Raw genomic sequence first — 14,028 nt, 5'->3', positions numbered from 1 at the left:
TGCGATGACGTCGTAAGCATAGTTGCAATGACTCAGTAATACGAGTAGCAGTAATTCCATTCAGGAGTCTGAAATATCATTCCGGACTCCTTCTTCCAGTTTATGGGGATATCACAAATATGCCTGGAAAACTACTTCTCCTGCTTTTCCAGGTATTCACTAGGAGTTAAATCGGTGAACTTCTTAAAAATTCTGTAGAAAGAGGTTTTCGAGTTGAAACCACAATCTTCGGCAATTGCCAGCAGAGTGTAATCCTTGTTCTGGGGATCCTGTAAACGGTTCTTTACTTCATCTACCCTGTAGGTATTAATAAAATCGTTAAAACTGATTTGTAAACCATCACGCAGGGTATTTGAAAGCTGCACCTCGCTCCAGGAAAGCTGAATGGCCAATTGTGACTTGGTCAATCGTTTATCGAGATAAGGCTTCTCTTCCTCCATAAATTGATTAAGAGTCTTAATACTTTCCTCCCACTCCTTCTTTTTAGGTGCTGGAGCTGCCTTTTTTGTCACCACTTTTGCCTTTACTTTTTTTCGTTCTTCTTTCTTCCTGCGATTTGCATACACAACAGCCCCCGCCGATAAAACAGATACTAGAACAAGGAGATAAAGCAACCATGAATATTGTTTCCAGTTCCTGTTCACAACAATCATCATGACGGCAGGAGATGAGCTCCATTTCATATGATTGTTGGACACCAATACTTCAAGCTGATGTTCACCAATAGCCAGTTCTGGAACTACAATCTGGTGTTCACCCAAAGGCAAAAGCGTCCAGGTGGTATCTAATGAGGAAATACGGTAGCGAATTCTGTTTTTTTCAGGTTCCCAATAAGACATGGAAGCTACCGTAACACTCAAGTTCTGATCGGTATGATACAATTCAACTTTCTGCTGAAACACATCTCCTGATTCCCCTGAGTTTGAATAAGAGACAAACTGAGCCTCCGGGGTGAAGGAATTCATTTTAAAGTGGGAAGGATAAAAAGAGTTTAATCCATTATTTCCTCCGAAATACATTTGTCCGCTGGTATCAATACAAGCCACCTTGTATTCAAAAATATTCCCTTGTAAGCCATCTTCCTGGTAAAAATTGGCAAACTGCTTTTTCTTCACATCAAAGCAGCTTAATCCCTTATTGGTGCCGAGCCACAAACGGTTCTTTTCATCTTCCAGTATACTCAACACCACGTTTCCGGGTAGTCCGTCCTTCTCAACAAAGCTAGTAAATGTGTCCTCTTTTTCGTTGTAGAGGTTGAGTCCATTGCTGGTAGCAATCCATAAGTTTCCTTTGCTGTCTTCAAAAATATCGTAGACCCTGTTGCTCGACAAACTTCCTTTCTGATTTGAAGCTCTATAGCTTTGAAACCTGCTCTCTCCTCTTTTTAATCGACAGAGACCTCCCATGTGGCATGACACCCAGATGTCACCATTGGTCACCTGCGAGATCACTTTTACATTTTGATTTGTCAGATCATTCTTTTCCTTATCCAGAAGCTCTATACTTCCCTTTTGGGGATTCCATTTCCAGATTCCCTTATCCAGTTCGGAAAACCAGTAGTTCCCTTCGTCATCCTCCAGAATCTCAAATACACTCTTTTGGAAAATCAGTTTCCCCTTTGCCGTAAAGTTTTCAAACACCCTGCTTTTCACATTGTATTTTAACACTCCTGCATCGGTACCAAAGAATACCTGCCCTTTGCTATCTAAATAAGCCGTTCTAACGGTCTTGTGTCTTTTCTTCCTCTTGGTAGCTTCGCTTACTTTGGCAGGCTTAAATTCTTTTTTCACCGGGTCAAAATGACTTATGCCATCCCTCATCATGCCAACCCAAACATTGCCCAGTTCATCCGAAACGACTGCACGCAAGGTATTGTCGGGTAAAGAATATTTATTTTGCGGAATATTCTGATACAATTCAAAAGGCAGGCTATTGGGCGAAAAATGATTGACTCCCTGCATGGTTCCCACCCAAAAACTTCCAGATCTCTCACTCATAACAGCCAGAATGTTATTGCTTGAGATACTCTTTTTTAACAGGGGATGATGCTGGTAATTGTAGAATCTTTCTTCCTCTCGATCAAAGAAATTCAATCCCTTTTGGGTTCCGATCCAAAGGTTTCCTTTTTCATCATCATTAATCGCAGTGATGTAACTATCAGACAAGCTATACTTGTCTCCTTCCGAATGACGATAGGTAACAAAACTCTCCTCTTTCTCCTGAAACAGATTTAAACCTCCCACTGTGGCAATCCACATTTTGCCTTCTCTATCCTTAAACAAATCCTCTACATAGTTAGAAATCAGTTCCCCCTCTTTTCTTTTTTTGGATCGACGAAATTGTTGTTTCTTTTTCTTCTTTGTATCTAAAACCGTGATTCCATTTCCTGCCGTGCCAATCCACAGGTGTCCATTCTTATCGAAACACAAATCATTGATTAAGCGCTCTCCTTTCGAATAGCTTACAGTCTCACTATTAAAGGGAAAGTGCTCATATTGTTCAAACTGATCCTGTTCCCTGTTGAATTTAAACAAACCATTACGAGTACCAACCCATATTTCATTGCTTGCTGAAACGGCCAAATCATTCACATAAAGGCTCTGTGATTTATTAACCTTATAGGGCATCAGATAGTATTTCATCTTTCCCGATTCCCTGTTCAGAAAAACCACCCCAATTTGGGTAGCAATCCAAATATTCTGATCCTTATCCTCTATGAGAACATTGATTCTTCGATCCGCAACCTTAGCAAAAGGCCCCTGAGGCAAGGGGAAATTGACAATCTGATAACCATCAAAACGGTTCAGCCCCTCTTTGGTACCCAGCCATATCAACCCTTTCGAATCTTGAAGCATGGAGTACACAACATTTGAATGCAAACCATCAGAAGTGGTAAACTTTTGAAAACGAATCTCCTTACTTTTAGCTTTTGTAGGGGTAAACAGCAAACAGGCAAAAACCAGAGCCAATATGTACTTTATCAATCTCATTCCTCTATTTAAACGATTACTCTTTTAAGAACAGCCTAAAAATAATATTTCAATCTCTGACAAAGAATCAAAACCATTATTATTATAAAAAAAGCTCTCGAAGGCAAAATACCTAAGAGAGCTTCGTACCAAATGAATGTATTCAACCTCAAGGCTTCACACATTTATTTCCTTTATAATTTCATACTTGTACCATCAGACCTACATCTCAATGGTCAATGCTTTTCTTCTTCTCAATGCTTCCAGGTAATAGTAGTCAGCATAAACCAGGGCCACATCAATTTCATGGCGCTGTGGTTTTGCTCCTGTACTATGCAACAGGAAAGCATCGTTCACACCTTTTGCAGAATAGCTTGGTGATGCCAAAGAGTTTAAAATGGCATCAGCAGCCTTGCAATAGCGGTCTTTCAATTCCGGTTTGGTAAGCAATGAGCTTAGTTCCACCAAACCTGAAGCTGCAATAGCAGCGGCCGATGCATCACGTGGTTCACCTTCTTTGCCTGTCAAATCAAAATCCCAGTAAGGAATATGATCTTTTGGCAAACCTGCAATAAACCGTTCTGAAACCTTCATAGTAAAATCTAAAAACTTAGGATCTTTGGTTTCACGATAAACCATGGTGTAACCATAAACAGCCCAAGCCTGTCCTCTGGCCCAAACACTTTCGTCGGCATAACCTTGAGAAGTGTTCTTATTTCGAACGGCTCCCGTATTTTCATCGTACTCTACCACATGATAACAACTGTAATCATTTCTAAAATGGTGTTTCATGGTGGTCTCAGCATGCTTTATCGCAATATCTCTGTAAACAGGATTGCCAGTCTCTTTCGATGCCCAAAACAACAGCTCAAGATTCAGCATATTATCGATGATGGTGATGTGTTGTTTCCACTGAGGATGCAGCTCATTCGACCATGACTTGATGGTTCCTACCTTAGCATTGTATCTGGTGATTAATGAGTTTGCGGATTCTATCAATACATCACGGTATTCTTTCTTTCCAGTCAATCGATAAGCCTGTCCGTAAGAGCAATACATCATAAAACCAACATCGTGGTGTTCTTTGTTGTATTTATATGGTTCCAAAGGCAACGTTCTCTTCAGAGCCTCCTCTTTCCAATACTCATTCTTGGTTACATCGTACATCTGCCAAAGAATGCCAGGATAAAAGCCAACCGTCCAAACAAGAACTCCATTTTCAGGCATTTTCCAATGCTCTTCTCCACTCTCTATTAAGCGAGGATGTGTTTCAAAGTCAGTATGCAAAGCCACCGATTTCTTCAACTGTCCTTCGCAAAATTTCATCTCCTGCTCAATATTCACATTAAGCTCTTCCTGAAATATTGGCGACATTTCTTGTTTGCTGGTATCTTTTCCTTTTGACGAAGCAGATTGCAAACAAGAGGAATTTACCCCCATCAGTAATCCTAATGCGATAAAAAGTATAATCTTTTGCAACATTATTTTCTTTTAAACAGCTTGGTAAAAGAACAGGGAGTAACTCCCTGTTCAATTTATCTTTATTTCCACAATGGATTTTGTTCCATTAACTTGTTCTCGTTCATTTCCTTCAAAGGAATTGGCATCAAATAGTGCTTCTCAGCAACATTATTCGATGAACGATACAACCACTCTCTCGAAGAAGCAACGTTGGCAGCTTGCATTTCTGCTTTTAGTTGCGCCAATTTTTCAACCAACACTCCCCAACGAATCAAGTCGTGCTTACGAATTCCTTCAAAACAGAATTCTCTCAATCTTTCAGTCATCAACTCCTCATGGAAATCATCAGCAGTAGCAACCAAATCAGCTTCTATATTAGCTAATCCTGCACGGTTACGAACCTGATTCATAAATGGAACAGCTTCTGCAGTTTTATCCAACTCATTCAAAGCTTCTGCTTTCATCAATAGAATATCAGAGTAACGAAGAATTGGGAAATTAATTCCAGTATAGTTCTTATCCAAATCACCAGGTTCCAAACCATACCAGCTGTATGATCCATCAGCGTTATCCACTTTTTGAATACGACGGAACTTACCTGGGAACCACTCATATCTGTTTTTCTGAATCTTTACAACTCCGCTTTTATCAACTTTAAAGTTGGCAACATTCCAGTCGTAACGCTCATCATTGTCCTGATCGTAAGAATTAATCAATGATAATCCTGCATAGGTAAATGCATAAGCATAAGGAGAATTGTTTTGCTGACACATGATTCCGTTTAGGTTACCATGCTTACCATCTTCACGAATCCCAGCACCTCTTTGGTTCTCGAACTGAACTTCGAAAATAACCTCGGTATCATCATTAACACCTGTAATTTCGTTCATGAAGACATCTTCATACTTCTCAATCAAATTATGCTCTCCACTGTTGATGATTAGGTCACAATACTCATTCACCTTGGCATAAGATTCTGCTGGCATGTGTTTCAATGGTACACCTGCTTTTGTCATGTACACTCTTGCCAATAATCCCCAAGCAGCTGTTCTGCTAACTCTTCCATATTCAATCCCCTCTGAAGGTAGTGGCAAGTTTGGCGCAGCAGCTTCCAATTCAGTAATAATAAACTCGTAAATATCTTCAGCCGAAGTACGTGCAATATCATTGGCTGTTGCATCGCTAACAGATTTCGTTCTCAATGGTACTCCACCCCACCAACGAACCAAGTCAAAATAGAAGAAAGCTCTTAGGAAACGAGTTTCAGCTTCATATCTTAATTTTCTGCTATCCTCAGTAAACTCTGCTCCTGGCAAGTTCTCCAACAACAAGTTGGCACTGTTGATTCCTCTGTACAAGGTTCTCCATGTGTTTTCCAAATCAACGGTAGAAGCATTGTGAATATACAAACCTACAGTCCAGGAATTATAAGAACGTGAGAAAACAGCCTCGTCTGTTCCTACCATGAATTGAATAGGCAACTGTTCTCCATAAGTGTAACTGCTTCCAACATCGCTGTAAACTGCATTCAATGCTAATCTACAATCCGCCTCATTGCGATAAAAATTATCAGGACTTATTGTTGAAAGGGGTGTCTGATCCAACTCCGATTCACAAGAAGTAAAAAGGACAGACAGAACTGCGAATATGATTAAAAATGATCTTTGCATTTGTTATTTTTTTTAAAATGCCATTTCAAAGAATGATTCTGCTTGGAAATGGCAGTTCATAAGCTTTTAATTAAAAAGTTAAGTCAACACCAAAAGTTACTGTTGAACTTACAGGATAAGCAGAGTAGTCCAATCCTGGAGTCAAAGCACCATACTTACCTACTGAAACCTCAGGATCATAACCAGAATAGTTGGTTAAGGTCCATAAGTTTTGAGCTGAAGCATATACTCTTGCTTTCGAGAAACAAGTTTTCTTCAAGAAATTCTTGCTGAAGTTATATCCCAAAGAAACAGTCTTCAATTTCAGGTAAGAACCATCTTCCACTACTCGATCAGAAACCTTATTTCCTTCCGGAGCATAGCCCAACACAGCCTTCTCACCACGAATAATGTGAATATCATTTGTTGGGTTTGTAGGAGTGTAACGATTTGCTACAGAAGCATAGAAGTTGTGATTCTCTTTAATATCAGGACTTTCAAATACAACTCTGTTGGCATTTAAAATATCATTACCATAAGACCATTGGAACAAGAATGAAAAATCCCAGTTCTTATATTTGAAAGAGTTATTGATACCTCCGAAATGCTTAGGTTCTGGATTACCAATTACAGTTCTATCACGCTCATCAATGGTGTTATCGTTATTCAAATCTTTGTATTTCACGGAACCTGGAACAACCGCTCCACCGTTATCCGCAATATTATCTTTTAAAACATATCCTTCACCATTCACATAATTGAAATCATCAACCTGATACAATCCATCAGACAACAACCCGTAAATCTGCCCCACAGGGCCACCTACTTCAGTGATATACTGATATTCTGTATACTTATAGTTCCACTCAGGATTTGTCAACATGAAAGATTCTCCGTCGTTCAACTTAACTGTTTTATTTCGGTTGAAAGAGATATTAAAGTTGGTGGTCCATTGGAAATCCTCAGTATCGATGTTTCTTGAGGTAATGGCAACTTCCAGACCTTTATTTTCAATCTCTCCAATGTTAGCAACAACACTTTTGAATGATGTTGAAGGAGCCATTGAACGCATCAATAATAGGTCTACCGTATTCTTCTTGTACACATCAACATTCACATTTAATCTGTTGTCGAAGAATCCCATATCCAAACCAGCATTGTATTGGTAAGTAGTTTCCCACTTCAGGTTCTTGTCTGCAAGATTGGTCATGTAAATTCCTTTTGAATACTGACCTGCGAAATTGTAACCATTATCAGTATCCGCATTCATCTGGCTGTGCGCTGAATAAGTTGGGATTCTGTTGTTACCTGTTGCCCCCCAACCAGCTCTAAATTTCAAATTCGAGAACAGGTTCAAATCTTTAACAAATGACTCTTCAATCATTCTCCATCCGAATGAGAATGATGGGAAGTATCCCCACTGGTTCTTTCCTAAGAACTTCGAAGATCCATCCATACGGAAAGAGGCTGTCAACAAATATTTTTCACGGAAAGAGTAATCAACACGTGAGAAATATGACAATAAAGTTGACTTCTCAGCATATGATTCAGGAATGATTGGTTCTTCACCCAATCCAATATTATCAACACCCAGGTTATCCAAAGGCATGTGAGTATTCTTTGCTCTAAACCAATCACTGTCTCTAGAACTGAACTCATATCCTAACATTCCAGTGAATTTGTGATCCTGAATTTTAGTCTTGTAAGTCAGTACATTCGAAGTAGAAAGAGTATAGTATCTTCTATCGGTAAGCGTACCATTGATACCATTAGCTCCCTTGTATCCTTCCAAAGTTTCTTGTCCGTAGAACAATTCCTGGCGACGGTTGTCAGATACATATCCTCCTGTTAGCTTTAAGTTCAAACCTTTTGCCAAAGAAAAATCAGCATAAACATTTGCACGGAAAACATTCCAGTCAGTCTGACGATCAGTATTCTTCAAGGTCTTAACTGGGTTGAAACGCATGTTATTTGGATCTTCCAAGTCGATACCATTCTGTAAACCATCATCGTTTACAGGTTCTACCGGACGGAAAGTAATTGCATCAGCCAAAATACTCACTCTGTTGTTACCAGCAACCTTATCACCTGTTTGCTTCATAACAGAGTAGTTCATATTCACACCTACTTTAATCTTGTCAGTTAGGTTGTGATCTAATTTTAATCTTCCGTTGTATTTTTCGTAACCCGTTTCAATCATGGTTCCCTGCTGATTAAGGAAATCAAAAGAAACGTAGTGCTTTGTTTTGCTGTTACCACCACTCATTGATACATTGAGGTTCTTCATGATTGCTTCACGGAAAATTTCATCCTGCCAGTTGGTTCCCTTTTTATTGCGATACAATTCAGGATCTACCCAATGTTCTTTAAACTTATCAATATACTCTCCACCTTTGGCATTAGCAACTTCCTGCTGAAGAACAACAAAGTCATAAGGATTCATCACATCCAAACGATTCTGAATCCACTGTACACCTACAGATGAATTAACACTTACCTTTGAAGGACCTGACTTACCACCTTTTGTTGTGATGATGATTACACCATTGGCCCCACGAGAACCGTAGATAGCCGAAGCAGAAGCATCTTTCAACACATCATAGCTTTCAATATCACGAGTTGAAATCATACCTGGATCAAAACTCTCCATAGGAATTCCATCAACCACATACAATGGTGAATTATCTCCTGTTACCGAGTTCGCTCCACGAATAACGATCTGCATTCCCGAACCTGGCTGACCATCAGTACTGGTAACCTGTACCCCTGCCATTCGACCTGACAATGCCTGGTCGAAATTCGCTACAGGAGCTTTTGCAAGTTCCTCAGGACGAACCGATACAATTGATCCGGTAACATCCTTCACACTCTTGGTTCCGTATCCTACAACAACAACTTGTTCCAATTGCTGAACATCAGCTGCCATTGTAATTTTTAAGTCAGTCTGATTTCCAACAGTAATTTCCTGAGTTGCAAAACCAATGAAAGAAACAACAATGGTAGCATTCTTGCCTACAGAGATTTGAAATTTCCCATCAATTGATGTTACTGTACCATTGGTAGTCCCTTTTTCCAAAATACTTACACCTGGTAGTTCCAGTCCAGTATCGTCAAGTACAATCCCACTAATTTTTTTCCCTTGCGCATAAGACAAGGTGCTTGTAAATGTTAGCACCAATACCAACAAGCATTGTACTACATTTCTCATTCTATTTCTTGAATTAATGAAGTTCATTTCTACAAATTAAGATTCTTCAATTCAGCTAAATCTACTTGCGAATAGCTGTAACTTTAACATTCGACAAGAATGTTGTTCTTGTCATATTCTTCACGGATTTGCCACTATGAATGGAACGAAAAGCAATCACTACACTTTTCCCCATGTATTTTTTCAGACTAATCTTTCTTTCCACAGCCTGGTTTTGTTTGTGAATGCTTTCCATCCACAACTCATCCCACTGGGCAGCTTCAACATCTCCCTTGTAGTTGTCTGAAATCAATACTTTCAGTTCATTGGCACTGTCAGTTCCATACTTTGAATAAGCCTCGATCACCAATTCTGCTTTTTTGCAATTGGCAAGCTCAATTTCCTCAGACACCAACCAGTCATCATTTACCGATTGGTTAGGAACCATGATTACACCACGCTTTGAGTTTCCATCTTTACCGTTCACACTCCAGTTTCCCCATCCACTTGTCCACTTTTTATTATCAGACTGAACAGGTTCTCCTTCTACACTAATGGCTGTAAAATTGCCAGTTTGGTATTCACCCTCTACTGCTTTTAATTCTTGCCAGCCATCTTCAAAGATGGTAACTTTTCCCGATTTCTTATTCTTTGGTGCTTTATCTCCCGCCATGGCAGTCGATCCAAAGAGAAGAGATACCAGCATTGCTGCTGATACCACTTTCATTATATTTTTAGATCCTAACATCGTCATCTTTTCAATCTTTATTTTCTAAGACCACTAACTTTGAAATCCTGAACGTATGTTGTTCTACTCAAATTCTTCGGATCTCCATTGTCAGCCTCAATTAAGAAACTCTTATGACGGAATGCAATGGTCACTACCTGTCCATCGTATGCACTTAAATCAACCATTCTTGCCTGAGCAAATGTAAAATTGTGAACCGAAGTAAAATCAAGATTATCCCAGTTTGCAGTTTCAACATCACCAGCAAAATTGGTAGAAATCATTAACTCAAGAGTATTATTGCTATTGGTTCCGTATCGACTATAGGCTGCAAAATCTAATTGAGAATTCACAAAATTTGTTAGATCCACATTCTCAGCATACAACCAATCATCATTTTCAGCTTTCTTAGAGATCATGATTGCTCCTCTGGCACTTAGATTATCCACATCCATAACGCTCCAGTTACCCCAGCCGTAATCCCATTTGAAATTGGTTGCCTGAACAGGATCACTCAAAAGACTTACTTCTTTCATATTTCCCAATCCTTTTTCTCCAGCCTTAGGAGATACTTCATCCCATCCATCTTCGAATACAACTTCAGGAGTTGGAACCTGAATGGTTACAGTAATTACATCAGTAAAAGTCACCTCACCTTTAATGTTCGTAGCTTTTACAGATAGAGTATATTCACCAATGGCAAGACTATTTCCCTCTGCAAGGCTAATCACACCAGTGTTCTGATCAATTGCAAATGCTCCCTTGTTATCAACAAGTGCATAAGTAATAGGTGTTGTTCCTACCACTGTTGGCTGTACAGACTGGAATGCGAAAGATTCGTTAACCACATATGCTGACTTCGAATATTGCAGGTCAGAAGGCAATACCGCTTTGATTTCCACAATCTGGAAAGAAGCTGCATTTGCAAACTCAGTACTTCCGTGAGCATTAGTAGCCACTACAGTAAGATTGTAGGTATTAATATCCAATGGATGATTTTCAGGCAATGAAATTACTCCTGTATTTTCATCAATGGTAAATGATCCAAAATCGTCTTTCAAAGCGAAAGTAAACGGACCTGTTCCAGCTACAGTAGGTTGAGCACTTTGCTTTGCCTGTAATTGCTGAACATCCAAATATTCCTGAGGTGAATAAACCAAATTATATGCCTTGGTTTCCACCTTCACCATTATTACCTCTTTAAACTCAGCTACACCTGCAGCATTTGACACATTCACCGACAACTTGTAGTTTCCAGCTTCAATATCTGAATCTAAAGCCAATGAAATCTCACCGGTTTCAGCACTTATAGTAAAATCACTTTCTCCTTCTAATGAAAAAGTAGCAGGTTGGCTTCCTTTAAACAAAGGCTTGCTTGTTTTCTGTCCTTCAGCTCCACGAACAATAGTCTGCACATATGGTGCATACTGCAATCCTTCAATTGTACTTGGAAGAATTCTCAACTCAACAGCTTCAGGAAAAACTTTCTCACCAACTTTGTTGCTTACCTTCACATTCAGTTTGTATAAACCAGCGACCAACTTGTTGTCATTAGTTAAACTAATCACCCCAGTTGAATCCTTAATAGTAAATACACCCTCTACATAAACACCACCATCTTCAGCAGCACCTTCCACAATTTCAAAAATTGGTTGAGAATCTGAAAAAACTACAGGTTGTGCAGTTTCCATTGCCTTTCCTTCATAAACTTCGGTAACTGAAGCATAACGCAGACCACTTGGAGCCAAAACGTCTTCTGCAGAATCACTTTCATCATCGCAAGAATATGCAATTACTGAAAGCAAGGCAAATGCCACTGCCAACCATTTGGATCCAAAACGCCATTTGTTTTTACAATCGTTTGAATAATTCATTGAATTAACGTTTTGATATAAGATTAGTATTAGATTTTCAACATCGTTCCGAAAACGACTGCGTAAATGTATCCTTGCTGTCAAAGGATAATGTGACAATTTTATTCAAAACATGTCCAATATCATTCAACTACCACCTTTCAAGTACGATAATCCAACTAACCACACGTTTTTCACCCATGTGTGAATAATTTTGGATACAAAAATATCAAAGTTCAAATCTTCTCAAACTTTTTATAGACAGAGCACTATAAAAAAGAATCATTACAAGCTGTAAAAAAAGGCTCTGAGTGGATGGTTTCTTTTGTTTCACGAAACCATCATTAGGAAAGAGTACAATATCATCCCAAAACTGTATCGAAAATGGAATAGAAAATAAAAAGTCGGCACTTGCTGCACCGACTTTCATTAAAATGAGTTCGACGTAAATCTATCGCAAATAGAACTTACAGAGAATAGATCTTTACATCGAACTCACGTTATACTATAAACCAGGATTAATCAGAATATCTCTTGCCGGAATCGGGAATAGATATTTATCCTCAGTAATGGTTGACGGATCAAAATCGCTACGTTCATCGGCATGATTCATATTTGCCTCTTTAACCATTTTACGACGAACCAAATCGTGCCAACGCTTCATTTCAAATGCAAACTCCCAGGCACGTTCCTGAAGAACTACTGCATCGAACTCTTCTTTGGTAGCTCCAGCAGCTAACTTTTGGCTTTCCACTGCACTTCCAAGGTAGGCACGATCCTGTACCTCCCACAAGGCTGCATAAGCTTCAGCCGATGGAGATCCTTCTGCAAGGTTAGCAGCTTCAGCATAAATTAGCAATACATCAGCATAACGGAAAATTGGAAACAAACAGTTAGATGTAGCCTCACTCCAGGTAGCACCACCAATATCTCTGAACTTGGCAATGAAAGGGTGTGCTTCCGCTGAATTCTCCCATGAGAACCATTTGGACTCAGTCATCAGTTTCCCCTTCTTGTCATATTTAATGGTTTCATAAATGGTCCATTCCTTACGATTATCATTAGGATAGTTACGAGCAAACTCCTTTTCTACAAGAACTTCTCTCCAACCACCTTCATCTTTACCTCGAAAAGACTTGTTTCCAAAACTTCCATAGTTTCGATTTGATGCAAAATCAGCATAAAATGCAAAAATGTGTTCTCCCTCAGAAAGACGATCTTCATAACTCCATAGGGTAGAAAAATCATTTTCCAATTGGTAATTTCCGGCGTCAATCACCTCTTTTGCCTTATCGGCAGCCTTTTGGTAGTATTCAGTTCCCTTTTCCAACGGCCAACCTGCCATGTGAAGATATACATAGGAAATCAGAGTCTTTACCGCACCCAAAGTTGGACGTCCTTTTTCTGCTTGTGTTGCAGGCAATGCCTTTTCTGCTTCCAAAGCATCAGCCAAAATAAACTCATATACCTCTTCAATAGACGATTTTGTTACCTTTTGCGCATCACCGCCATTCATTAGCTCTTTTACAATTGGTACTTCACCCCAGTAACGTACCAGGTTGAAATAGGCAAAAGCTCTCATGAAACGAACCTCGGCAATACGAGCATTTCTTAGCTCTTCTGACATTGGAATCTCCTGAATTCTATCCAGGTTATTCAAAACATTGTTGGCAGCACCAATTCCTCGGTACAAAGCCTTCCAAACCATTTCCAGGTCGTTGTTCTCGGTAGAAACTTCAAAATCATCGAATTCAAGCAATCTTTGCTTGTTTAATCCTCGAGTTGAAGTAATATCATCAGCTCCGCAATTCAATCCCCAGCCTCTTCCGCTTAAACCGTTCAAGCGACTGTCATCCTTATATATGTAGGTGTAAATAGGATAAATTGCAGCATCCAATTCCTGCTGTGTAGAAAAATAGTTATCCGGGCTTAAAAGGTATGTATCTTCTTCCTCCAGAAAATTACAGCCTCCCAACAGGCCCAAGCTAATCACCAAGCCAAAGCTTAAATTTAATTTATTTATAAATCTTTTCATATGATTATAATTTGTCTATGGTTGCCATATGGAACTCTCGATGAATTTAATCATTCTGATGTGTGTATTTTAGAATGCTAAAATTCATGTTCGTTTCATCTGTTTATCATTTATCTTCAATTGCCAAATGGAGCCCCCAAGGAAAAC

Annotated in this window: 7 protein-coding genes; all 7 read right to left on the bottom strand. The window is 39.3% G+C overall.

Annotated features, from left to right (window positions below):
• Positions 1-131: 131 nt before the first annotated feature.
• Entirely contained in the window at positions 132-2,990 is a 2,859-nt protein-coding gene (locus ACKPCA_RS02115; RefSeq protein ID WP_321281091.1) for a ligand-binding sensor domain-containing protein, read from the bottom strand.
• A 201-nt stretch (positions 2,991-3,191) separates the two neighbouring features.
• Complete coding sequence (locus ACKPCA_RS02110) at positions 3,192-4,451, bottom strand: glycoside hydrolase family 88 protein (protein ID WP_321281090.1); 1,260 nt, start codon at positions 4,449-4,451, stop codon at positions 3,192-3,194.
• A gap of 59 nt (positions 4,452-4,510) precedes the next feature.
• Positions 4,511-6,100: a RagB/SusD family nutrient uptake outer membrane protein gene (locus ACKPCA_RS02105; RefSeq protein WP_321281089.1), complete on the bottom strand. Its 1,590-nt coding sequence runs from the start codon at positions 6,098-6,100 to the stop codon at positions 4,511-4,513.
• Positions 6,101-6,170: 70 nt separating this feature from the next.
• Entirely contained in the window at positions 6,171-9,314 is a 3,144-nt protein-coding gene (locus ACKPCA_RS02100) for a SusC/RagA family TonB-linked outer membrane protein (RefSeq protein ID WP_321281088.1), read from the bottom strand.
• A gap of 34 nt (positions 9,315-9,348) precedes the next feature.
• Positions 9,349-10,020, bottom strand: a complete 672-nt coding sequence (locus tag ACKPCA_RS02095; RefSeq protein WP_321281087.1) for a choice-of-anchor J domain-containing protein — start codon at positions 10,018-10,020, stop codon at positions 9,349-9,351.
• Between the two features lie 11 nt (positions 10,021-10,031).
• Entirely contained in the window at positions 10,032-11,867 is a 1,836-nt protein-coding gene (locus tag ACKPCA_RS02090) for a surface glycan-binding family protein (RefSeq protein WP_321281086.1), read from the bottom strand.
• A 484-nt stretch (positions 11,868-12,351) separates the two neighbouring features.
• Positions 12,352-13,881, bottom strand: a complete 1,530-nt coding sequence (locus ACKPCA_RS02085; RefSeq protein ID WP_321281085.1) for a RagB/SusD family nutrient uptake outer membrane protein — start codon at positions 13,879-13,881, stop codon at positions 12,352-12,354.
• Positions 13,882-14,028 lie beyond the last annotated feature (147 nt).

The organism is Marinifilum fragile, assembly GCF_963677365.1.
GTDB classification, from domain to species: domain Bacteria; phylum Bacteroidota; class Bacteroidia; order Bacteroidales; family Marinifilaceae; genus Marinifilum; species Marinifilum fragile.
The sequence above is the reverse complement of the archived record's forward strand: the minus strand, read 5'-3'. Positions and strand labels throughout refer to the sequence as shown.

Coding starts and splice junctions, on each gene's coding strand:
- ACKPCA_RS02115 (WP_321281091.1), bottom strand. CDS start 2,990: ATGAGATTGATAAAGTACATATTGGCTCTGGTTTTTGCCTGTTTGCTG.
- ACKPCA_RS02110 (WP_321281090.1), bottom strand. CDS start 4,451: ATGTTGCAAAAGATTATACTTTTTATCGCATTAGGATTACTGATGGGG.
- ACKPCA_RS02105 (WP_321281089.1), bottom strand. CDS start 6,100: ATGCAAAGATCATTTTTAATCATATTCGCAGTTCTGTCTGTCCTTTTT.
- ACKPCA_RS02100 (WP_321281088.1), bottom strand. CDS start 9,314: ATGAACTTCATTAATTCAAGAAATAGAATGAGAAATGTAGTACAATGC.
- ACKPCA_RS02095 (WP_321281087.1), bottom strand. CDS start 10,020: ATGACGATGTTAGGATCTAAAAATATAATGAAAGTGGTATCAGCAGCA.
- ACKPCA_RS02090 (WP_321281086.1), bottom strand. CDS start 11,867: ATGAATTATTCAAACGATTGTAAAAACAAATGGCGTTTTGGATCCAAA.
- ACKPCA_RS02085 (WP_321281085.1), bottom strand. CDS start 13,881: ATGAAAAGATTTATAAATAAATTAAATTTAAGCTTTGGCTTGGTGATT.